Annotated in this window: 17 protein-coding genes; 7 read left to right on the top strand and 10 right to left on the bottom strand. The window is 73.0% G+C overall.

The features are described from left to right. Positions 1 to 160 precede the first annotated feature (160 nt). From GA0070623_RS10020 to GA0070623_RS09990, 7 genes are all read right to left on the bottom strand, one after another. Complete coding sequence (locus GA0070623_RS10020) at positions 161 to 943, bottom strand: anti-sigma factor family protein (protein ID WP_067307491.1); 783 nt, start codon at positions 941 to 943, stop codon at positions 161 to 163. Continuing rightward, on the bottom strand, positions 940 to 1,644 hold the full coding sequence (locus GA0070623_RS10015; RefSeq protein WP_067307495.1) for a sigma-70 family RNA polymerase sigma factor: 705 nt from the start codon (positions 1,642 to 1,644) through the stop codon (positions 940 to 942). Before GA0070623_RS10015 ends, GA0070623_RS10020 begins: the two co-directional genes overlap by 4 nt. Before the next feature lie 82 nt (positions 1,645 to 1,726). Further along, positions 1,727 to 2,584 (bottom strand): spermidine synthase, encoded by an 858-nt coding sequence (locus GA0070623_RS10010; RefSeq protein ID WP_067307498.1) that lies wholly within the window; start codon positions 2,582 to 2,584, stop codon positions 1,727 to 1,729. Between the two features lie 52 nt (positions 2,585 to 2,636). Then, positions 2,637 to 3,605, bottom strand: coding sequence for a hypothetical protein (locus GA0070623_RS10005; protein ID WP_067307500.1), 969 nt, complete (start codon positions 3,603 to 3,605; stop codon positions 2,637 to 2,639). A 253-nt stretch (positions 3,606 to 3,858) separates the two neighbouring features. Beyond that, a complete protein-coding gene (locus GA0070623_RS10000) occupies positions 3,859 to 6,333 on the bottom strand; it encodes an AAA family ATPase (protein WP_089003992.1) in 2,475 nt (824 codons plus the stop codon). Beyond that, on the bottom strand, positions 6,333 to 7,481 hold the full coding sequence (locus tag GA0070623_RS09995) for an exonuclease SbcCD subunit D (RefSeq protein ID WP_067310822.1): 1,149 nt from the start codon (positions 7,479 to 7,481) through the stop codon (positions 6,333 to 6,335). The genes GA0070623_RS10000 and GA0070623_RS09995 overlap by 1 nt, the downstream gene beginning before the upstream one ends. A 13-nt stretch (positions 7,482 to 7,494) precedes the next feature. Then, entirely contained in the window at positions 7,495 to 9,255 is a 1,761-nt protein-coding gene (locus tag GA0070623_RS09990) for an ATP-binding protein (RefSeq protein WP_067310825.1), read from the bottom strand. Positions 9,256 to 9,699: 444 nt separating this feature from the next. Between GA0070623_RS09990 and GA0070623_RS09980 the strand changes: the two genes are divergently transcribed. Then, positions 9,700 to 11,238, top strand: a complete 1,539-nt coding sequence (locus tag GA0070623_RS09980; RefSeq protein WP_067310831.1) for a M4 family metallopeptidase — start codon at positions 9,700 to 9,702, stop codon at positions 11,236 to 11,238. 205 nt (positions 11,239 to 11,443) lie between these two features. On the opposite strand, the gene GA0070623_RS09975 is transcribed toward GA0070623_RS09980, so the two are convergent. After that, positions 11,444 to 12,229 (bottom strand): pyrimidine reductase family protein, encoded by a 786-nt coding sequence (locus GA0070623_RS09975; protein WP_067310834.1) that lies wholly within the window; start codon positions 12,227 to 12,229, stop codon positions 11,444 to 11,446. Positions 12,230 to 12,379: 150 nt separating this feature from the next. Here GA0070623_RS09975 and GA0070623_RS09970 point away from each other — a divergent pair, with 150 nt between their 5' ends. The 6 genes from GA0070623_RS09970 to GA0070623_RS09945 all read left to right on the top strand — a co-directional run bounded on the left by GA0070623_RS09970 (position 12,380) and on the right by GA0070623_RS09945 (position 18,986). Beyond that, on the top strand, positions 12,380 to 12,925 hold the full coding sequence (locus GA0070623_RS09970) for a plasmid pRiA4b ORF-3 family protein (protein ID WP_067310872.1): 546 nt from the start codon (positions 12,380 to 12,382) through the stop codon (positions 12,923 to 12,925). Positions 12,926 to 13,187: 262 nt separating this feature from the next. Continuing rightward, positions 13,188 to 14,480: an ABC transporter substrate-binding protein gene (locus tag GA0070623_RS09965; protein WP_067310838.1), complete on the top strand. Its 1,293-nt coding sequence runs from the start codon at positions 13,188 to 13,190 to the stop codon at positions 14,478 to 14,480. A gap of 115 nt (positions 14,481 to 14,595) precedes the next feature. Beyond that, positions 14,596 to 15,564, top strand: coding sequence for a carbohydrate ABC transporter permease (locus GA0070623_RS09960; RefSeq protein ID WP_067310841.1), 969 nt, complete (start codon positions 14,596 to 14,598; stop codon positions 15,562 to 15,564). A 10-nt stretch (positions 15,565 to 15,574) separates the two neighbouring features. Continuing rightward, positions 15,575 to 16,417: a carbohydrate ABC transporter permease gene (locus GA0070623_RS09955; protein WP_067310844.1), complete on the top strand. Its 843-nt coding sequence runs from the start codon at positions 15,575 to 15,577 to the stop codon at positions 16,415 to 16,417. After that, positions 16,414 to 17,847 (top strand): GH1 family beta-glucosidase, encoded by a 1,434-nt coding sequence (locus tag GA0070623_RS09950; RefSeq protein ID WP_067310847.1) that lies wholly within the window; start codon positions 16,414 to 16,416, stop codon positions 17,845 to 17,847. The genes GA0070623_RS09955 and GA0070623_RS09950 overlap by 4 nt, the downstream gene beginning before the upstream one ends. A 92-nt stretch (positions 17,848 to 17,939) precedes the next feature. Continuing rightward, positions 17,940 to 18,986, top strand: coding sequence for a LacI family DNA-binding transcriptional regulator (locus GA0070623_RS09945; protein WP_067310851.1), 1,047 nt, complete (start codon positions 17,940 to 17,942; stop codon positions 18,984 to 18,986). A gap of 109 nt (positions 18,987 to 19,095) precedes the next feature. Here the strand turns inward: GA0070623_RS09945 and GA0070623_RS09940 are convergent, their stop codons facing one another. Both GA0070623_RS09940 and GA0070623_RS09935 read right to left on the bottom strand, forming a co-directional pair. After that, positions 19,096 to 20,307 (bottom strand): acyl-CoA dehydrogenase family protein, encoded by a 1,212-nt coding sequence (locus tag GA0070623_RS09940; protein ID WP_067310854.1) that lies wholly within the window; start codon positions 20,305 to 20,307, stop codon positions 19,096 to 19,098. Next, positions 20,307 to 21,386, bottom strand: a complete 1,080-nt coding sequence (locus GA0070623_RS09935; RefSeq protein WP_067310876.1) for a phosphotransferase family protein — start codon at positions 21,384 to 21,386, stop codon at positions 20,307 to 20,309. Before GA0070623_RS09935 ends, GA0070623_RS09940 begins: the two co-directional genes overlap by 1 nt. Positions 21,387 to 21,532 lie beyond the last annotated feature (146 nt).

Raw genomic sequence — 21,532 nt, 5'->3', positions numbered from 1 at the left:
TGTCAAGGTTGAACAATCGACAGTGGGCCATTTCACATTTGACTCGTTGAACCGTTCCGGCGGGCCGTACGTATGCGCCAGCAGAGGCGGTCCCCGGGCCGGAAACGCGAAACGGCGTCCCACCCGGACCGGGTGGGACGCCGTTTCGGCGGTCGTCGACTCAGGGGACGACGGTGACCAGCGGGCTCGCCACGCCGTTGGCGTCCACCGACTGCACCTGCAACTTCGCGATCTCCCCCCGGGGCGCCGAGGTGGACGCCTCCAGCTGGAGATTCTGCGGGTTGGCGGTGGTGCCGTAACCCGTCCCCGGCACCGCCCAGGTCGAGATCACCTCGGTGGTGTCGTTCTTGCGGATCACCACCAGCCGACAGGTACGCGGACCGGGCAGCCGGGTCAGGTTGAACCCGATCCAGGTGCCGTACTCCTTGCTGTCCAGCCACATGGTGGCCTTCACCCCGGTGCTGCCGTCGGTGGCGTCGAACTGGTCGCCCTCGATCTCGGTGCCACCCACCGCCGGACCCGTCCGGGTCGGCTGCGGGCTCGCCGGCCCGTCCACCGGCGCGGAACGGCTCGGCTCGGCGATCACCGGGCCGTCACCGCCGCCCGTACCGCCGAAGGTGGCCACCCCGACACCGCTGAGCGCGCCGACCGCCACCACCGCGGCGGCCATCGACAGCACCTGCCGGAACCGCGCCTTGCGCCGGTGGGTGCGGACCGCGACCAGGGTACGGTCCAGCAGCCGCGGATCCGTCGCGGTCTGCTCCATCGCCATCATCGTCTCGCCGTCGATGTCGGAGAGCAGCCCCACCACCGGGACCATCGTCTCCAACTCGGCGGCGCAGGCCCAGCAGGTCGCGAGGTGTTCCTCGAACCGTTCGGTGTCCTGCACGTCCAGGACGCCGAGCGCGTACGCGGCGACGTCCATGTGATCGGCCCGGCTCATTCCGTCACCCCCCTCTCCTGTAGGGCCGTGCGCAGTGCGCGCAGCGCGTAGTAGACCCGCGACTTGGCGGTGCCCAGCGGCAGGCCCAGCTCCTCGGCCGCCTCCGGCACCGTCCGACCACGGAAGTACGTCGCCACCAGGATCTCCCGGTGCGACTGGCTCAACGTGCGCAGGGCGTCCGCCACCGTCATCGTGCGCAGCACCCGGTCGGTGCTGTCCGCCTCGGCGAACGCCGTCAGATCCCGGTCGTACGTCTCCGGTGGGCGGGCCTGCTCGCTGCGGTGCTCGTCGATGGCGATCCGCCGGGCCACCGTGACCAGCCAGGGCCGCAGCGAACCCTGACCCTGCACCCCCAGCCGGTGCGCGTTGCGCCAGGCCCGCAGCAGCGTCTCCTGGACGATGTCCTCGGCGCGTTGCCGGTCACCACCGGTCAACCGCATCACGAACATCAGCAACGGGCCGGCGTGCTCAGCGTAGAGCAACCGGACCAGCTGGTCGGAGTGGCTCGCCTCCGGCGTGGTGGCCGGGGCCTGGTGCCGTCCGGGCGCCGGTCGCGGAGTCACCGGGCCATTCTGGCGATCGGTGGGGCCGGCGTCGACCCCCCGGCTGGACCTCGACGCACGCGACTGCGGCTGCGCCCGGGCGAACATCCACCCTGGCCTGACCAGTTCTCCGTGCAAGCCGGCCGCGACCGCACTCATCCAGACCTCCTGCTGTCCACCGACATCAGCGGGCCCACGGGGAGGGCGCCGTCCGTTGATACGGACCGCTCTTGCCGGCGGATCAACGGCGGACCGAAAAAATTCCGGGCGGGGGCGGCGTCGAGCCGGTGGCGTCCGCGTCGGTTACCACCGCCGCGCCGGCCACGAACCGGTCCAGCTCGTCGCCGGCCAGCACCCGGCCCGGGAACCAGTCCCCGGCCGCCCGCCGGGTCAGCTCCGGCACCGGTGGCTCCACCCGCCCCGCCATCAGCACCAGGTTGCCGTGCCGCCGCCCGCGCAGCACGGCCGCGTCACCGACCAGCGCGGCCCGAGGGAGCACCGAACGGACGGTCGCCACCTGGGCGCGGCTGTGCCGCAACGGCGGCCCGTCGGCCAGGTTGGCCAGGTACCAGCCGGTGGGGGAGAGCACCCGGGCCACCTGCCCGGCGTACTCCGCGCTGGTCAGGTGCGCGGGGGTACGCGCACCGGCGAAGACGTCGGCGACCACCACGTCGTACCCGGCGTCCCGGCTCGACTCCAGGGTGACGCGGGCGTCGGCGACCCGCACCCGCAGCCGGGGGTCGGCCGGCCAGGGCAGTTCCCGGCGGACCAGCTCCACCAGCGCGCCGTCCACCTCGACGACCCGTTGCGTCGACCCCGGGCGGGTGGCCTGGACGTACCGGGGCAGGGTCAGCGCGCCACCGCCCAGGTGCAGCACCCGCAGGGGGGCGCCGGGCGGGGCGATCAGGTCCAGCGCCGCGCCGAGCCGCCGGACGTACTCGAACTCCAGGTGCGTCGGGTCGGCCAGATCCACGTGTGACTGCGGGGCGTCGTCGAGCAGCAGCGTCCACGACCTGGGCCGGTCCGCATCCGGCACCAGCTCGGCCCGGCCGGTGTCCACCGGCACCACGATCCGGTCGTCGCCACGGCGGCGGCCCATCAGCAGCCTCCCCGGTGACCGTGACCCGACGACGTCGCACGATCATGACGCATCAGCGTGCCGCCCCACCGCTGCGGGTGGCCGTGGTCAACGCCCGGTGCAACAGTCGGGCGTCGCCCAGCAACCCGCGCAGCCGCCGCTCCAACCCGGCGATCGGCACCAGGTTCTGCGGTGCCCGCGGGTCCTTGTACGGCGAGGAGGCGAACCGGGGCAGGGTGACCAGGGACAGGTCGGCCAGCGCGATCGCCTCGGGTGGCGGCAGGTCGGGCGAGCACTCCAGCCGGACGATGCCGGCCCACGGGGAGCCCGCCGCCACCGGCAGCCGCAGGTACCACGACCAGCCGCCCCAGCTGGTGCCCAGCCGGAACACCGGGGACCGCTGCCCGGAGCCCAGAGCGGTGACCACGGCGGTGAGCCGGGCGTCGAGGTACTGGCTGTGCTGGGTCTTGATGTACCCCAGGGTGCGCGGCAACTGCCGGCGGGCCCGCAGTGGACCGTCCACCACCAGCAGGTCCCCGTCGGTGCGGACCGCGTCGGAGACGGCCACCTCCAACGCGGTCAGCGGGGCCTGCACCGCCGCCGGCAGTTTGCTCAGCTCACCGGTGCCGCCGACCCGGTGCACCGGGTAGCGCACCTGCCCGCACCGCACCTCCTGCGCCGACGGGCTGGCGGTGAACAGGCCCCGGCCCACCCGCGCCCCGGCCAGCTCCGCCGCGCCGCGTTCCAGGTCGCAGCGGACCACCCCGGCCGCGTACGAGGCGGCGATCCCCGGGTACGAGGCACCGTCCTCCTCGGCCGTCCACACGCTGGCGTCGATCCGGCGCACCCCGTCGACGAGCAGCACCACGTCCGGGGCGGCCAGCCCGGGGCGCGGACCGATCGCCCGCCAGTCCGCCGCCGGCAGCTCCACCTCGGCGTCGACCTGGGTGCTGCTCGGTGCCGCCGGCCCACCCGGGGTCGCCTCGAACGACGCCCCGTAGGACGGATCCCAGGCGTCCACGAAGAGCTGTGGCCCGGTCACGTCACCGCCCCGCTCACCGGTCGGTCCGTTCGTTCGCGAACTGCGGGGCTCCGCTGCGCTGCACTCCTCGCGCTCACCGGTCGGTCCGTTCGTTCGCGAACTGCGGGGCTCCGCTGCGCTGCACTCCTCGCGCTCACCGGTCGGTCCGTTCGTTCGCGAACTGCGGGGCTCCGCTGCGCTGCACTCCTCGCGCTCACCGGTCGGTCCGTTCGTTCGCGAACTGCGGGGCTCCGCTGCGCTGCACTCCTCGCGCTCACCGGCCGGTCCGTTCGATGTGGGCCGTGCGGGCGTCCTTGCGGACCTCGAAGCGCACCGGGATCCGTTCGGCCAGCGCCGGCACGTGGGTGACCACGCCGACCATCCGGTCACCCCGGGCGGCCAGGCTCTCCAGGGTGGCGGCGACGATGTCCAGAGTGGCCGCGTCGAGGGTGCCGAACCCCTCGTCCAGCACGATCGACTCCAGGCTGGCCGCCGTGGTGGACATCCCGGCGAGCTGCTCGGACAGGGCCAGCGCCAGGGCCAGCGACGCCTGGAAGGTCTCCCCGCCGGACAGCGTCCGCACCCCCCGGCGCAGCCCCGCGTCATGATGGTCGACGACGAAGAACTCGCCCTTGTCGTGGACCAGGTCGTACTGCCCCTGGGACAGCTCCCGCAGGATCCGGGAGGCTCCGTCGACCAGCAGGTCCAGCGCCTCGGCCAGCAGCCACCGCTCGAAGTTGTTGGCCCGCAGGTGCCCGGCCAGCGCCCGCGCGGTACGCGCCTGCCGCTCGTGTTCGGCGTGCTGTTCCCGGAGCTGGTGCGCCTGCGCACGGCGTTCGGTGATCCGCCGCAGGTCGGCCTCGGCCCGCTCGGCGGCCACCGCGACCGCCTGCGCCGGGTCGTCGGCGGGGCGCAGCCCGGCGGCGTCGAGCAGGTCACCGAGGCGTTCCTCGACCGCCCCGGCGGCCGACTGCGCCGCGTGCACCGCGTCGACCAGCCCGTCCCGCTCGGCCTGCCGTCGCCGGGCCTGCGCGCCGGCCCAGTCGACCAGGGTCGTCCAGGCGTCGGCCACGTCGTCCCGGTCGGCGGCCGGCGGAGCGAACCGGGCCAGCGCGTCCCGGGCGCTGTCGAAGTCCCGCCAGGCGGCCCGCAGCCGCTCCTCGGCGGCGTCCGCCGCCCCCCGGGCCCGGCGGGCGGCGTCCCGCCCGGTGCGTACCGCCGCCGCGGCCTCGTCCAACGCCTGCCGCAGCCGGGCGTGCTCGGCGAGCTGCCCGCGCAGGGTGGCCGGGGTGGCCGCGCCGGCGAGCTGGCCGGTCAGCTCGGTCAGCCGGCCGCGCAACTGGTCGTGCTGGGTGCGGATCCGCACCAGCGTCCGGTCCCGCTCGCGGGCCGCCGCGTCCCGCTCGTCGACCAGCGCCTGGGCGGCCTTGCTGGCCGCGCGGGCCGCCTTGCCGGCGGCGGTCGCCGCGGCCACCGCCGAGCCGGCCGGCACCGCCGGCACCCGGGGCACCGGCTGCTCGCAGACCGGGCAGGTCGCGCCGTCGACCAGGTGCGCCCGCAACGCGACCGCCTGGTCGGTGGCCTTGGCCTCCTCGTGCGCCCGGAACGCCGCCTCCAACTCGGCCTCGGCCCGCACCGCCGCCTCCCGGGCCGCACCGAGCGCCGCCACCGCCCGGTCGTGGTCGGCCTGGGCCGCGTCCAGCGCCGCCCGGACGGTGTCCGCCTCGCCGGTCAACCGCTCCGCGTCGGCGTACGCCCGCAGCAGCAGCCGCAGCGCGCTCTCGTCACCCGCGCCGGCCAGCTCACCGCGGAGCTTCTCCTCCTGCTCCTCGGCCAGCGCCACCGCGCGGCCCGCCCCGTCGACCGCCTCCCGGGCGGCGCTCACCGCGTGGGCCACCTCGGCCACCCCGGCCGGGGCGCGCACCCCGGCCAGCCCGGCCAGGTCGGCGTCGAGCGCGGCCAGCGTCGCCGTGGCCTCGCGCGCCGCCGCCCGGGCCCGGTCCCGCTCCGGTACGGCCGCCGCGACCGCCCCGGACAGCTCCCGGATCCGGTCGACCCGGGCGGACGCGGCGGCCAGCGTCGCGTCGTCGACGTCGGTCAACCCGTCGAGCACCCGGGCGACCGCCGTCAGCTTCGCCTCGGCCTGCCCGGCCCGCTCGGTGGCCCGCTTCTGCACGTCCTCGTAGACCCCGAGGCCGAGCAGGTTGACCAGGATCTGCTGCCGGGTGGCCGGCTTGGCGTGCAGGAAGTCGGCGAACTGCCCCTGCGGCAGCACCACGCAGGAGGTGAACTGCTCGTACGGCAGCCCGACCGCGTCCAGCACGGCCGGCTCCATCTCGGCCGGTGTGCCGGCGAGCACCTCGCCCAGGTCCTCCGGGCTGAGCCCGGTGTCCAGCTTGGTGATGTCGAACCCGGGCGGCATCAGCTGCAAGCCGGCGTTGGCGGTCTTGACCGCGCCCCGGCCGTCCCGGCGGACCACCCGGGTCGCCACGTACCGGTCGCCGGCCGACTCGAAGACCAGCCGGACCCGGGCCTCCACCGCCGAGGGGGCCAGCGCGTTGGCCAGCCCCCGGGCACCGCCCCAGCGGGGCACCGAGCCGTAGAGGACGAAGCAGATCGCGTCCAGCACCGTCGACTTGCCCGAGCCGGTCGGCCCGACCAGGGCGAAGAAGTCGGCGTCGGTGAAGTCGACGGTGGTCTCGTCGCGGAAGACGGTGAAGCCGGCCAGGTCCAGCCGCATCGGTCGCATCAGCGCTCCACCTCCTCCAGCAGCTCGTCGAAGAGGTCGCGGACCCCGTCGTCGTCGTGGCCCCGGCTGCCCAGGTAGTCGGCGAACAGCTCGCGGGGGGAGCGGCCGGCCCGCTGGGCGACCCGGGTGCCACTGCCCGGGGCGGGCAGCAGTTCCGGGTCGATCCGGATCTCCAGTGCGCGGGGGAACAGCTCCTGCACCTCCTCCCGCAGGCCGGCCCGGGGCTGCTCGCGGACGAACACCCGCAGCCAGCCCTCCGGCGGGGTCGCCTCGGCGAGCTGGGCGAGGGTGCCGCGGACCGTGCGCAGCGGCACCGCCGCCGCCACCGGCACCTCCCGGATCCGGGCGGCCGAGGTCGCGCTCACCTCGACCAGGGTCACCGAGCAGACGTTCTCCTGCTCGCCGAAGTCGACGGCGAGCGGGCTGCCGCTGTAGCGGACCGGGCACGGGCCGATCACCCGCTGCGACCGGTGCAGGTGGCCGAGGGCCACGTAGTGCGCGGTGCCCGGGAAGACCGAGGCCGGCACCGCGTACCCGAGGACGGTGTGCGCGTCCCGCTCGCCGCCGCCGGTGCTCGCGCCGACCACGGTGAGGTGGGCGGTGACCAGGTGCACCCGGTCCGGCTCGGTGAAGCCCTCGGTCAGCTTCGCCAGCACCCGGCCGAGGTGGTCGGCGTACGTCTGGGTGGCCTCGGCGGCGGTCAGCTCGTACATCTCCACCGCGCGGACGGCGTACCGCTGGGAGAGGAAGGGCAGCGCGGCGAGCTGCCAGCGTTCCCCCTCGGCGGTCACGCCGTCGATGACGTGCTCGGCCGGGTTCTCCCGGACCGCGCCGCGGAGGACGATGCCGGCCGCCTCCGCCCAGGGGCGCAGCGCGTCGAGGGCCTGTCCGTTGTCGTGGTTGCCGCCGATCGCCACCACGTCCGCCCCGGTCCGCCGCAGCGCGGTCAGCGCCCGGGTGACCAGCCGGGTGGCCTCCGGGCCGGGGGCGGCCGTGTCGTAGAGGTCACCGGCGACGATGACCAGGTCGGGGCGTTCGGCGTGGGCGATCTCGATCACCCCGGCCAGCACCTGTTTGTGCTCCTCGGCCCGGGACTGCCCCTTGAGCACCTTGCCGACGTGCCAGTCGGAGGTGTGCAGGATCTTCATGGCTGCCAGCCCCCTAGAACGGGATGTCGTCGTCGACGCCACCGGAGCCGACCACGGCGAACGGGTCGATCGAGCCGGTGATCGAACGCAGCGTCTCCGACGGGGCCCGCCCGGCCTCGGAGACCCGGGTCGCCCAGGCCGGGAAGGGGAACTCCAGGCAGAGCGGGACCGGGATGTCCGGCTGGTTGACGAACATCGTGCCCGGCTTGGCCAGCAGGGCGCGTTGCCGCTGGGCCGGCGGCAGGAAGCCGTACTCGGGGCGGGACGCCTCGGCCGGGTCGAGCCGCCCCACCACCCGGATCGCCGAGTTAGTGACGATCCGGCGCTCCACCTCGCTCGCGGTCTGCTGCGCGCCGACCAGGATCACCCCGAGCGAGCGGCCCCGCTCGGCGATGTCGAGCAGCACCTCCTTGATCGGGGAGGAGCCCTCCCGGGGGGCGTACTTGTTCAGCTCGTCGAGGACGACGAAGAGCAGCGGCTTGGCGGTGCCCGCCTTCTCCTTGCGCTCGAACTCGCCGCGCAGCGTCACACCGACCACGAAGCGCTGCGCGCGGTCCGGGAGGTTGTGCAGGTCGACCACGGTGACCTGGGCGCTCTCGGCGGTGTTGATCGCGTGCGGGCGGCGGGTGGCCAGGTCACCCCGGATCAGCCGGCCGAGGTCCTTCTTGCTGCCGATCAGCCGGCGGGCGAACGCGTTGACCGTGCCCAGGCCGACCGCGCTGCCGGCCCAGTCGCCCCGGGTCTCGTCGTCGTTGAGCTGCTCGACGACGTGGTCGACCAGGTCGGCGTAGGAGCCGAGGCGCACCCCGTCGACGCTGACCCCGCCGTCGGCGGGCTGGGCGTGGCGGGCCAGGTGGGCGGTGACCGAGTGGACCACCATCGTGTACTGCTGGCGTTCGTCGTCGGCGTCGGCGAAGACGTACGGCAGGAGGCGGTCGGCGCAGAACTCGCTCAGCGTCCAGTAGAAGGCGTCGACGCCGGTGAGCCGGCTGCTCACGTCGGGGGTGCCGGCGGCGTCGCCGACCCGGGGCGGGGCGTACACCCGCACGTCGGGGAAGGCCCCGGCGGCCAGCCCCAGCTTCGCGTACGCGGCCCGGGTGGGCTCGTCGAGGCGGGCGTTGGGGTGGTCGAGGAAGAGCAGGTCCTCGCCCTTGACGTTGAAGATGAGCGCCTTGGCGTTGACCGCGTCGCCGCCGAGCACCCCGGAGCGGAAGACCGAGTAGAGCAGGAAGGTGGCGAAGCTGGTCTTGGTGGCGACCCCGGAGATGCCGGAGATCGACACGTGCGCGCCCCGGCTGCCGTCGAGGAAGTCGGCGTTGAGGTAGACCGGTACGCCGTCGCGGCCCATCCCCATCGGGATCCGCCGTTCCATCCGGTCGAAGTGCAGCGCGCGGGCCCGGGCGTCGCCCTCGGCCCGGTGCACCGTCGCGCCCGGCGCGGGCGGCACGTACAGCTCGGGGTCGACCCGGGTGGTGGTGATCTCGGCGGCCTCCTGCACCTGGGCCGGGAGGGTGCCGTCGGCGATGGCGAAGACGTCCGACTCGAACTGGGCACCCTCGTGCCGGGCCCGGACCTGGGTGACCACCCCGGCGATGGTGACCGGCTCCCGGTCGGGCAGCTCGCGGCGGGTGACCACCACGTCGTCGAGCTGCAGGTAGCTGCCGGGGGAGACGGCCGTCCAGAACTGCAACGGGGTGGCGTCGGCGGTGCCGAGCACCCGGCCGACGGGCTCGCCGGGGCTGTCGATCCGGCCGTCGATCCGGTCGTCGGTCATCCGCGGGCTCCGGTCAGCTGGTCGTCTCGGTCAGGGCGCACGCCCTGCATCCTGCCCGAGGAGTGCGACAGGTTGCCACGCGACGCGGCGTGCGCCACCCGCCGGGCCGGACCGCCGGCCCGGCGGGTGGCGACGTCGACGCCGCTTCCGGTGACCGCCGGGGAGCGGGCGGTCACCGACGGTTCATCCACCGGCTGTCGGTGACAGTGTTTCGCCAGGTGGCGGCCCCCTTCGGAAATTCGCCGAAAAATTCCTCACCTTGGTCGTGACAGAAAGCGGCCGGTTGGGCTCAGAATAGCCACAGTCGGCATCGAGGATCTTCTGTCCTTCGATGTCGGTCGCCACGTCCGTAACCTGCGGACACGTGGCCGACCCGCGGTCCACCGCCGCCGGGTCGCCGTCAGTCGGCACCCCCCCGACTGTCCCTGTGGAGGCAGAATCCCGATGCGTCGAACCCCCCTGATGAGCGGCCTCGCCACGGCCGCTCTCCTGGCCACCGCCGTCACGGTGCCCACCGCGGCCAGCGCCGCCCCCGCCCCCGCCGACCCGTTCGCCCGCGCGGTCGCCCAGCTCGAGGCCCACGCCGAGGCCGGCCTCGCCACCGACGGGCAGACGTTCACCCCGCGCGGCGTGGTGACCGACGCCGACGGCACCCAGCACGTCCGGCTCAACCGCTACTCCGACGGCCTGCCCGTGCTCGGCGGCGACCTGGTCGTCCACCTGGGCAAGGGTGACTCCTGGCAGGGCGCGACCCACCGACTCGCCGACGCCCCGCAGCGCGCCCCGAAGGCCAAGCTCAGCGAGGCCGCCGCCGGCAAGATCGCCTACGCCGCCTCGACCGCCACCGGCCGCTCGGTCGCCGGCGCCCAGCTCGTCTTCGACGCGGGCGACACCGCGACCGTCCTCGCCTACGAGGTGGTCGTGGGGGGCACGCACGCCGACGGCACGCCCAGCGAGCTGCACGTGCTGGTGGACGCCACCACCGGCGCGGTCCGTGACTCCTGGGAGGGGGTGCAGCGGGAGGGCACCGGCAACACGTTCCACTCCGGCACGGTCTCGGTCGGCAGCACCCAGTCGGGCAGCACCTACCAGCTCGCCGACCCGGCCCGGGGCAACCACCGCACCTACGACCTGAACGGCCGTACCACCGGCACCGGGACGCTGGTCACCAGCACCACCAACGTCTTCGGTGACGGCACCCTGAGCAACCGGCAGACCGCCGCCGCCGACGCCGCCTTCGGCGCGCAGAAGACCTGGGACTACTACAAGAGCGCGCACGGCCGCAACGGCATCCGCAACGACGGCGTCGGCGCGTACAGCCGGGTGCACTACAGCAGCAACTACGCCAACGCGTTCTGGCAGGACTCCTGCTTCTGCATGACCTACGGCGACGGCGGCTCCGGCTGGTACCCGCTGACCTCGCTGGACGTGGCCGGGCACGAGATGACCCACGGTGTCACCAGCAACACCGCCGGGCTGCGCTACAGCGGTGAGTCCGGCGGCCTGAACGAGGCCACCAGCGACATCTTCGGCACCCTGGTCGAGTTCTCCGCGGCCAGCGCCAAGGACCCGGGCGACTACCTGATCGGCGAGAAGCTGCGCAGCAGCGGTGTGCCGCTGCGCTACATGGACAAGCCCTCCAAGGACGGCAGCTCGGCGGACTGCTGGAGCAGCTCGGTCGGCCGGCTGGACGTGCACTACTCCTCGGGCGTGGCGAACCACTTCTTCTACCTGCTCGCGGTGGGTAGCGGCACCTCGTCGTACGGCACCAGCACGACCTGCAACGGCACCACGGTCGCCGGGATCGGCAACACCAAGGCCGGGGCGATCTGGTACCGGGCGCTGACCCGCTACATGACCACCACCACCAACTACAAGGGCGCCCGCACCGCGACCCTGTCGGCCGCCACCGACCTCTACGGCAGCACCAGCGCCGAGTACAAGGCGGTCGCCGCGGCCTGGGCGGCCGTGAGCGTCAGCTGATCCCCGGCCGGTGTCGACGGCTCCTGCTCCGTCGGCACCGGCCCGGTCGTCCGAGGGGCGTGGGCACACCGACCGGTGTGCCCACGCCCCTCGCCGTGTGCGGCGCGGTCGGCCGGCTGCCGCAGCCGTGCCCGGCGGGCTGCTGGTCGGCCCGGTCGACAGCGGTGTCAGCCGGCGGGCGCGACCCTGGGCACCGGCGGCGACGTCAGCCGGCGGGCGCGGCACCGGCGGGCGGCGGACCCGGCTCGTCGCGGGCGTACCGCAGCATGAGCACGCCGTCCGCGGCGGCCAGCGTGTGCCGCAGCGGCAGCGACCGGGGCGTGCTGCCGGGACCGGCCGTGATCCGTCCCGGACCGGCCCCGGCCAGCACCGGCGCGACGGTCAGGCAGAGCTCGTCGACGAGGTCCGCCGCGGTGAGCGCGCCGAACAGGTGTGGGCCACCCTCGCAGAGCAGTTGCCCCAGACCCCGTCGGCGCAGGTCGGCCAGGCCGGCGGCGAGGTCGACGGCGTCCCGGCCGACCCGGACCAGGTCGACGACGGCGGTGAGGCCGGGCGGCGCGACGGCCGTCCCGGTGGTCAGCACCACCGGGCGTACCGGGGCGTCGGCGAAGGCGGCCTGGGCCGGGTCGAGCCGCAGCGACCCGGAGACGACCACCAGGGTCGGGTACTCGGCCAGACCGTGCGCGCGTCGCCAGGCCCGGCGCGGTTCGCTCAGCCGCACCGCCCGGTAACCCTCGTGCCGCAGCGTGCCGGCGGCCACCAGCAACCCGTCGCAGAGCATCCGGAGCAGCCCGAAGACCCGCTTGTCCGGCGGCCCGGAAAGCCCGGCGGAGTAGCCGTCGAGGGTGACCGCCCCGTCGGCGCTGGCGACGAAGTTGACCCGCAACCGGGGGTCGTCGGCGCGGGCGTAGAGCGCGGTCAGCGCGGCGTCGTCGAGCGGGCCGCTGGCCGGCGCGGGCCAGATCCGCCGGATCGGCGTTGCGTCGCTCATCCGCCGGCCGGACCGGTGACCACCGGGGTGGGTACGGGGGTACGGTGCTGACAGTCGCACCACTGCCGACCGGGGCACTCGTCGTGCCGCTGTCGTCGGCACGCTCGACAGATCATGCGGGCAGCCTATGCGGTGGGTGGAGGGGTCAACATGCCACGTCGGATCTTCCAGCTGAAGGTGTCCCTCACCGGGTTCCACCCGCCGATCTGGCGGCGGGTGCTGGTCCCCGGCGGGTACACCCTGGACCGGCTGCACCGGGTGGTGCAGCACGCCATGGGCTGGCGGGACTGTCGCCTGCACTCGTTCGAGATCGACGGGGTGCCGTACGGCGAGCCCGACCCGGACGCCGAGCCGGCGGTCCGCGACGAGCTGGACACCCGGCTGGACGCGGTGGCCGGCCTGGGCAGCCGGTTCGGCTACGTCTACGACTTCGGTGACTGGTGGGAGCACGAGCTGGTGGTGGAGGACGTTCTCGCCGCCGACCCGGGCGAGCGTTATCCGAGCTGCCCGGCGGGGGAGCGGGCCGGTCCGCCGGAGGGTGTCGGCGGACCTGCCGGGCAGGCGCTGCTGCTGGCCGCGCTGACCGATCCGCACCATCGGGAGCACGCCGCGATGCGGGACTGGGTGGGCGGACGGTACGACCCGGAGGCCTTCGACCCGGATCGGGCCACCGTCCTGCTGCGCCGCTTCTGCTGACCCCACGCGGGCGGGAGCGGACGCCGGTCATCGTACGGAGTGGGATAAACGCCATAGCTGGTAACGATCTGGGAACGCTCCCAACGGTCTATTGACACCCCCGACACCTCCCGGCAATCTCATGGGAGCGTTCCCAAGGGCGTGGTGCGGATCACCCGAGACCACCTCCGACGGACCGGCGGTGGACGTCGGACCGGCCCGGGACGTGCAGCGGTACCTCCCACCACACACCACCCAGCCTCACCATCGAAAAGGGGTCAGGATGAGCGTCACCACGCGGCGTAACCGCTTCGCGGTCGCCGCCCTGGCCGCGGTCACCGCCATCGGCGGTCTCGCGGCCTGCGGCAAGGACGACGAGCCGAAGCAGTCCGGCGAAAAGCCCAGCAAGCTGGTCGTCGATACCTTCGGTGAGTTCGGCTACGACGAGATCGTCAAGCAGTACGAGAAGGACACCGGCATCAAGGTGGAGCTGCGCAAGACCGCGCAGCTCAACGAGTACCGGCCGAAGGTGGTCCGGGCGCTGGCCACCGGCAAGGGCGCGGCGGACGTGACCGCGCTCGAAGAGGGCATCCTCAACGAGTTCAAGACCAACCCGGCCAACTGGGCCGACCTGACGCCGCTGGTGGCCGACCACAGCAAGGAATACCTGCCGTGGAAGTGGGAGCTGGGCAAGGCGGCGGACGGGCGGCTGATCGGCCTGCCCACCGACGTCGGCAGCCTCGGCGTCTGCTACCGCAAGGACCTGTTCAAAGAGGCCGGTCTGCCGACCGAGCGGGACCAGGTGGCGGCGCTCTGGCCGGACTGGAACGCCTTCATCGAGACCGGCAAGAAGTACCGGGCGGCCACCAACAAGGGCATGATCGACTCCGCCACCACCGCGGCCAGCGCGGTCATGGTCCAGCAGGGTGGTGACCTGTTCTACGACAAGGAGGACAACGTCATCGCGGACAAGAGCGCCGCGGTGAAGACGGCGTGGGACACCGCCGTCGCGATGTCCGACGCGAAGATCTCCGCGAAGAGCGCCACCTGGTCGCCCGAGTGGTCGGCCGGCTTCAAGCAGGGCACCTTCGCGGCCACCTTCTGCCCGTCGTGGATGCTCGGTATCGTCGCCGACAACTCCGGCCCGGAGAACAAGGGCAAGTGGGACCTGGCGCCGGTTCCCGGCGGCGCGGGCAACTGGGGCGGCTCCTGGCTCGCCGTGCCGGCCCAGAGCAAGTACCAGAAGGAAGCGGCCAAGCTCGCCGAGTACCTGACCAACGCGAAGAGCCAGGTCGAGGCGTTCAAGCTCAAGGGCCCGCTGCCGACCAACCTCGAGGCGCTGAAGAACCCGGAGTTCACCAGCTACACCAACGAGTACTTCAGCGGTGCCCCGACCGGCAAGATCTTCGGTGAGAGCGTCGAGAAGATCAAGCCGCTGCACCTCGGCCCGAAGCACCAGGCGGTCAAGGAGAACGCGTTCGAGCCGGCGCTGCGCTCGTACGAGAACGGGCAGTCCCCCAAGGACAAGGCCTGGGAGCAGTTCCTCAAGGACGCCAAGACCCAGGGCGCCTTCTGATCACTGCACCACCACCGGCGGTGGCGTCCGGGCATGTCCCGGGCGCCACCAATGGCGTCCCGTTCCGCGTACCGCCCGCCTCACCGGCCCCGCCGGAGCCGGGAAAGGACCCCGCATGAGCCTCTCGGCCACGACGGCGCCGCCGTCGCCCAGCGCACCACCCCCCACACCTCCCCGGCGGCGCAGCCGGGCGATCACCCTGAACCGCCTCGACCTGAAGCTCTCGCCCTACCTCTACATCGCGCCGTTCTTCGTGGTCTTCGGCATCTTCGGGTTCTACCCGATGCTGCGCACCGCCTGGATGTCGCTGCACGACTGGGACCTCATCGGCGACCACACCTTCATCGGGGTCGACAACTACACCCGGCTGTTCACCGACGAGTACTTCTGGAACGCCACGATCAACACGTTCGGCATCTTCATCCTGTCGACGATCCCGCAGCTGCTCCTGGCGCTCTTCCTGGCCACCATGCTCAACCGCACCTTCCTGCGGGCCCGGACGCTGTTCCGGATGGCCATCTTCATGCCCAACGTGGTCTCCGTCGCCGCGGTGGCGATCGTCTTCGGGATGCTCTTCCAGCGCGACTTCGGTCTGATCAACTGGATGCTCAGCCTGGTCGGGGTCGACGCGGTCGACTGGGACGCCCAGAAGTGGAGCTCCTGGACGGCCATCGCCTCCATGGTCAACTGGCGGTGGACCGGCTACAACACGCTGATCCTGCTGGCCGGTATGCAGGCCATCCCGAAGGACCTCTACGAGGCCGCCGCGATCGACGGCGCCAACCAGTGGAAGCAGTTCTGGCGGATCACCCTGCCGATGCTGACCCCGACCTTCGTCTTCGTGGTCACCCTGTCCACCATCGGTGGACTCCAGCTCTTCACCGAGCCGCTGGTCTTCGGCAACGGCAACATCATCGGTGGCGACCAGCGCGAGTTCCAGACCCTGGCGATGTACATGTACGAACTCGGCATCGAGAACCTCAGCTCCGCCGGCTACGGCGCCGCGGTGGCCTGGGCCATGTTCGTCATGATCGCCCTGGTCTCGCTGGTGAACTTCCTGCTCGTCCGCCGTTCGGTGAAGTGAGGACCACGCCGTGAACAAGGCATCCCAGCGCCTCTGGCGCACCAGTCCGCTGCTCTACATCGCGCTCGTCGTCGCGGTGCTCTTCTCGGTCTACCCCTTCTACTACATGGTGGTCATCGCCACCCGTAGCCTCGACCAGATCAACGACGTGCCGCCGCCGTTCACCCCGGCCGGCGAGTTCGGCGCGAACTTCGGCCGGGTGCTCGACAACCCGGCGGCGAACTTCCTCACCGGTCTGCTCAACTCGGTGATCGTCTCCGCGGTGGTCACCGTCTCGGTGGTGATCACCGGTTCGCTGGCCGGGTTCGCCTTCGCCAAGCTGCGGTTCCGGGGCCGTAACGCCCTGCTGCTGACGATCATCGTGACCATGATGATCCCGACCCAGCTCGGCCTGATCCCGCTCTGGGGCATGATCCAGGACCTCGGCTGGTACGACACCCTCTTCGCGGTGACCGTGCCCTTCCTGGTCAGCGCCTTCGGCGTGTTCATGATGCGGCAGTACGCCATCCAGGCCATCTCCGACGAGCTGATCGAGGCCGGTCGGGTCGACGGCGCCAGCACCTTCCGGATCTTCTGGAACATCGTGCTGCCGGCGCTGCGCCCCGCCGCCGCCGTGCTCGGCCTGCTCACCTTCATGGAGACCTGGAACTCCTACCTCTGGCCGTACGCCGTGCTCACCCCCGAGAACCCGACCCTGCAGGTGTCGCTGGCGTTCCTGTCCTACGCCTACTACACCGACTACTCGCAGGTGTTCGCCGCGACCGCCATCGGCACCGTGCCGCTGGTGATCGTGTTCATCCTGTTCGGCCGCCAGATCATCGGCGGCATCATGGAAGGTGCCGTCAAGTCGTGAGCAACCCGACCCACCCGCCCGCCGTCGGCGTACTCGACCAGGGGCCGGAACCGACCTTCCCGCCCGGCTTCCTGTGGGGCGCGGCGACCGCCGCGTACCAGATCGAGGGGGCCGCCGCCGAGGGCGGCCGGGCCCCGTCGATCTGGGACACGTTCAGTCACACCGAGGGGCGGGTGGTCGGCGGGCACACCGGCGACGTGGCCTGCGACCACTACCACCGGATGCCCGACGACGTCCGGCTGATGGCCGAGCTGGGCCTCAAGTCGTACCGGTTCTCCGTGTCGTGGCCCCGGGTGCAGCCGGGTGGCTCCGGCGTCGCCAACCAGGAGGGCCTGGACTTCTACCGGCGGCTCGTCGACGAGCTGCTGGCCAACGGCATCGAGCCGTGGCTCACCCTCTACCACTGGGACCTGCCCCAGCCGCTGGAGGATCTCGGTGGCTGGCCGGTGCGGGACACCGCCGCCCGGTTCGCCGACTACGCCTCCCTGGTCGCCGACGCCGTCGGTGACCGGGTGAAGTACTGGACCACGCTGAACGAGCCGTGGTGCTCGGCCTTCCTCGGCTACGGCTCCGGGGCGCACGCCCCCGGCCGCTCCAACGGGGCGGACGCGGTCCGGGCCGGGCACCACCTCATGCTCGGCCACGGGCTGGCCGTGCAGGCCCTGCGGGCGACGCTGCCGCAGGCCCAGCTCGGCGTCACGGTCAACCTCTACCCGGTCACCCCGGCCAGCGACGCGCCCGCCGACGTGGACGCCGCCCGCCGGATCGACGGGCTGGCCAACCGGTTCTTCCTCGACCCGATGCTGCGGGGGTCGTACCCGGAGGACCTGGTCGCCGACCTGGCCGAGGTGACCGATTTCGGACACGTCCGCGACGGCGACCTGGAGATCATCTCCACTCCGCTGGACCTGGTCGGGATCAACTACTACAGCCGGCACGTGGTGGCCGCGCCGGTGCCCGGCGAGGAGCCGGAGAAGTACTGGCGGGCGCCGTCCTGCTGGCCGGGCAGCGAGGACGTCCGGTTCGTCACCCGGGGGGTGCCGGTCACCGACATGGACTGGGAGATCGACGCCCCGGGCCTGGTGGAGACGCTGCGCCGGGTGCACGAGGAGTACACCGACCTGCCGCTCTACGTCACCGAGAACGGCTCGGCGTTCGTCGACACGGTGCAGGACGGTCAGGTCGACGACGTCGACCGGTTGGCGTACTTCGACGCCCACCTGCGGGCCTCGCACGAGGCGATTGCGGCAGGAGTGCCCCTGCGGGGCTACTTCGCCTGGTCGCTGATGGATAATTTCGAGTGGGCCTGGGGTTACACCAAGCGCTTCGGGATGGTCTGGATCGACTACGACACCCAGGTCCGTATCCCCAAGTCCAGTGCCAGGTGGTACGCCGAGGTGATCCGACGCAACGGTCTGGCCGCACAATAGGCAGAGGCCAGCCAGTATTCCGGACGGCCCCGCCGTGCCGCCCGCCCCCGGGGGCGGCCGGCGGGGACCGTCCGACGTCGGAGGAGCAGACGATGACAACGCAACGCACCCGGTCACTCGGGCGCCCGACCCTCGACGCGGTCGCCGCTCGCGCGGGTGTCGGGCGGGGCACGGTCTCCCGGGTGGTCAACGGCTCACCCCAGGTCAGTCCGGAGGCGCGGGCCGCCGTCCAACAGGCCATCGCCGAGCTGGGGTACGTCCCGAACCGGGCGGCACGCGCCCTGGTGACCCAGCGGACCGACTCGGTGGCCCTGGTGGTCTCCGAGTCGGGGGAGCGGGTCTTCACCGAGCCGTTCTTCGCCGGCATCGTCCGGGGCGTCAGCTCCGGGCTGCTGGAGACGCCGCTGCAACTCTGGCTCGCCATGGTGCAGTCCCCGATCGAACGGGAACGGGTCGAGAACCACCTGACCAACCAGCACGTCGACGGGGTCCTGCTGCTCTCGCTGCACGACTCCGACCCGCTGCCGACCCTGCTGGAGGAGCGCGACCTGCCCACCGTGCTGGGCGGTCGACCGGCCCGGATGCTGCGCCCCGGCGCCCGGCCGTCCTGGTTCGTCGACGTCGACAACGTCGGTGGCGCCCGCAAGGCCGTCGAGCACCTGGCCCGGCGGGGCCGGCGGCGGATCGCCACCATCGCCGGCACCCAGGACATGGGCGTCGGCCTGGCCCGGCTGGTCGGCTACCGGGAGGCCGTGGAGGCCACCATCGGCGGGCTCGACCCCCGCATGATCGCGTACGGGGACTTCAGCGAGGGCAGCGGCGCGGCCTGCATGAGGCGGCTGCTGGACGCCTGCCCCGAGCTGGACGCCGTCTTCGTCGCCTCCGACCTGATGGCGTTCGGCGCGCTGCGCACGCTGCGCGAGGCGGGCCGCCGGGTGCCCGAGGACGTGGCGATCATCGGGTTCGACGACTCCCCGGTCGCCCAGCAGGCCGATCCGCCGCTGACCACGGTCTTCCAGCCGGTGGAGGAGATGGGCCGGCAGATGGCCCGGCTGCTGGTGGCCCGGATCCGGGGCGACGACGTGCCCACCCCGCACCTGCTGCTGGACACCGAGCTGATTCAGCGTGCCTCCACCTGAAGCGCTTCGACAGCTCCGGCGGGCGCGCTCGCCCCACCCGCCGCCGTCTCCGCCCGCAGGCTCCGACCGCGCCGACAGGTAGGCCGGCGCACCGGCCGGGGTAGCCGGGTCAGGACCAGCGACGCAGTTCCCGCTTGGCCAGGGACGACCGGTGCACCTCGTCGGGGCCGTCGGCGAGCCGCAGGGTGCGGGCCTGGGCCCAGAGCCCGGCGAGCGGGGTGTCCTGGCTGACCCCCGCGCCGCCGTACCCCTGGATCGCCTTGTCGATCACCCACTCGGCCATCGCCGGCGTGGCGATCTTGATGGCCTGGATCTCGGTGTGCGCGCCCTTGTTGCCGACCGTGTCCATCAGCCAGGCGGTCTTGAGCACCAGCAACCGGGCCTGCTCGATCCGCACCCGGGACTCGGCGATCCACTCCCGGACCACACCCTGCTCGGCCAGCGGCCGGCCGAACGCGACCCGCTGGTTGGCCCGCCGGCAGAGCAGTTCCAGCGCCCGCTCGGCCATCCCGACCAGCCGCATGCAGTGGTGGATCCGGCCCGGCCCGAGCCGGGCCTGGGCGATGGCGAACCCGGCCCCCTCGACGCCGATCAGGTTCTCGGCCGGCACCCGGACGCCGGTGAAGTCGATCTCGGCGTGGCCACCGTGCGGGGCGTCGGAGTAGCCGAAGACGGTCATCCCCCGGCGGACGTGCACCCCGGGGGTGTCCCGGGGCACCAGCAGCATGCTCTGCTGGCGGTGCCGCTCGGCGGTCGGATCGGTCTTGCCCATCACGATGAAGATCTCGCAGCGCGGGTCCATCGCCCCGGACGACCACCACTTGCGTCCGTCGACCACGTAGTCGTCGCCGTCGCGGACGATCCGGGTGGCGATGTTGGTGGCGTCGGACGAGGCGACCTCCGGTTCGGTCATGCAGAACGCGGAGCGGATCTCGCCCGCCAGCAGGGGGGTGAGCCACCGCTCGCGCTGCGCTTCGGTGCCGAACTCGGCCAGCAGCTCCATGTTGCCGGTGTCCGGGGCGGCGCAGTTGACCGCCTCGGGGGCCAGGTGCGGGCTGCGCCCGGTCAGCTCGGCGAGCGGGGCGTACTGGAGGTTGGTCAGCCCGGCGCCGTAGCGCGGGTCGGGCAGGAAGAGGTTCCACAGGCCGCGCCGACGGGCCTCGGCCTTCAACCCGTCGAGCACCGGGGAGCGCGCCCACGGGTCACCCGCCGCGGCGACCTGCTCGGCGTGGACCGGCTCGGCCGGCAGGACGCACTCGTCGAGGAACGCGCCGAGCCGCTCGCGCAGCTCGACGGTGCGTGCGTCGTACCCGAAGTCCATCAGTGCTCCCCGATCGCGCGCAGACCGTGTGCGACCAGCGGCGGCACCATGTCGCCGATCCGGTCGAACCCACCGCCGAGGGTCTGCCCGAGGGTGTGCCGGTAGTGGATGCCCTCGCAGATCACCGCGAGCTTGAAACAGCCGAGGGCCAGGTGCCAGTGCAGCGGCCCCACGTCGACGTCGCTGCGCCCGGCGTACCGGTCGATCAGCTCGCGGCCGGTGGGGAAACCCGCTCGGGGGCCGAGCCCGTCGGCGACCGGGTTGCCCTCGGCCAGGTCGCTGTCGCCGAGCACGTCCCAGTAGGTCAGCAGGAGCCCCAGGTCGGCCAGGGGGTCGCCGAGGGTGGCCATCTCCCAGTCCAGCACCGCCCGGACCGACACCGGGTCGGCGGTGGTGAGCAGGTTGTCCAGCCGGAAGTCGCCGTGCACGATCCGGCCGGCGTTCACCCCGTCGGGCACCGAGGCGGCCAGCGCGTCGCGCAGCTCGTCCACCCCGGGCAGCTCCCGGCTGCGGGACCGGTCGAGCTGGCCGGCCCAGCGTCGCACCTGCCGGCCGAGGTAGCCCTCGGGGCGGCCGAAGTCGGCCAGCCCCACCCCGGCCGGGTCGACGGTGTGCAGCGCGGCGAGGGTGTCCATCATCGCCCAGGCCAGGTCGCGGCGTTGCGCGTCGGTGAGCGGGTCGGTCTGCGCCCGGCTGCGCAGCACCTCGCCCGGCACCCGCTGCATCAGGTAGAACGGTGCCCCGATCACCGCCGGGTCGGCGCAGAGCAGCAGCGCCTCGGGCACCGGCACGGCGGTCGGCGCGAGCGCGGAGATCACCCGGTGCTCGCGGGCCATGTCGTGCGCGGTGGCCAGCACGTGCCCCAGCGGCGGGCGACGCAGCACCACCTCCCGCGCACCGCAGCTCAGCAGGTAGGTCAGGTTGGACTTGCCGCCGGTGACCAGGCTGGCCCGCAGCGGCCCGTCGGCCAGCTCCGGCCGGTGGACGGCCAGCCAGCCGGCGAGCCGGTCGAGGTCGAGCCCCGGCGGCGACCCGGCCGGCGCCGTGCCGCCGGGGGAAGCGTCGGCCGGCTCGGTCATCCGCATAGTTGATGGCAGCTCAGCCGGGTTGTCAAGGTCAGCGATTTTCCGCCCGGGACATGCCGCGGCAACAGGGGCGAAATGGTCAACCGGCAGGCTGGGAACCAGCCTGCCGGCCGTGTGCGGCCGGTCCGCCGAGCGGAGGG

Source organism: Micromonospora rifamycinica (genome assembly GCF_900090265.1).
Lineage (GTDB): Bacteria > Actinomycetota > Actinomycetes > Mycobacteriales > Micromonosporaceae > Micromonospora > Micromonospora rifamycinica.
Note: the sequence above shows the minus strand (reverse complement) of the source record. Positions and strands in the feature narration are given on the sequence as shown.

Bases quoted from the DNA above. Each gene is read 5' to 3' on its own strand.
- GA0070623_RS10020 (WP_067307491.1), bottom strand. From the start codon at position 943: ATGAGCCGGGCCGATCACATGGACGTCGCCGCGTACGCGCTCGGCGTC.
- GA0070623_RS10015 (WP_067307495.1), bottom strand. From the start codon at position 1,644: ATGAGTGCGGTCGCGGCCGGCTTGCACGGAGAACTGGTCAGGCCAGGG.
- GA0070623_RS10010 (WP_067307498.1), bottom strand. From the start codon at position 2,584: ATGGGCCGCCGCCGTGGCGACGACCGGATCGTGGTGCCGGTGGACACC.
- GA0070623_RS10000 (WP_089003992.1), bottom strand. From the start codon at position 6,333: ATGCGACCGATGCGGCTGGACCTGGCCGGCTTCACCGTCTTCCGCGAC.
- GA0070623_RS09995 (WP_067310822.1), bottom strand. From the start codon at position 7,481: ATGAAGATCCTGCACACCTCCGACTGGCACGTCGGCAAGGTGCTCAAG.
- GA0070623_RS09990 (WP_067310825.1), bottom strand. From the start codon at position 9,255: ATGACCGACGACCGGATCGACGGCCGGATCGACAGCCCCGGCGAGCCC.
- GA0070623_RS09980 (WP_067310831.1), top strand. From the start codon at position 9,700: ATGCGTCGAACCCCCCTGATGAGCGGCCTCGCCACGGCCGCTCTCCTG.
- GA0070623_RS09975 (WP_067310834.1), bottom strand. From the start codon at position 12,229: ATGAGCGACGCAACGCCGATCCGGCGGATCTGGCCCGCGCCGGCCAGC.
- GA0070623_RS09970 (WP_067310872.1), top strand. From the start codon at position 12,380: ATGCCACGTCGGATCTTCCAGCTGAAGGTGTCCCTCACCGGGTTCCAC.
- GA0070623_RS09965 (WP_067310838.1), top strand. From the start codon at position 13,188: ATGAGCGTCACCACGCGGCGTAACCGCTTCGCGGTCGCCGCCCTGGCC.
- GA0070623_RS09960 (WP_067310841.1), top strand. From the start codon at position 14,596: ATGAGCCTCTCGGCCACGACGGCGCCGCCGTCGCCCAGCGCACCACCC.
- GA0070623_RS09945 (WP_067310851.1), top strand. From the start codon at position 17,940: ATGACAACGCAACGCACCCGGTCACTCGGGCGCCCGACCCTCGACGCG.
- GA0070623_RS09940 (WP_067310854.1), bottom strand. From the start codon at position 20,307: ATGGACTTCGGGTACGACGCACGCACCGTCGAGCTGCGCGAGCGGCTC.
- GA0070623_RS09935 (WP_067310876.1), bottom strand. From the start codon at position 21,386: ATGACCGAGCCGGCCGACGCTTCCCCCGGCGGCACGGCGCCGGCCGGG.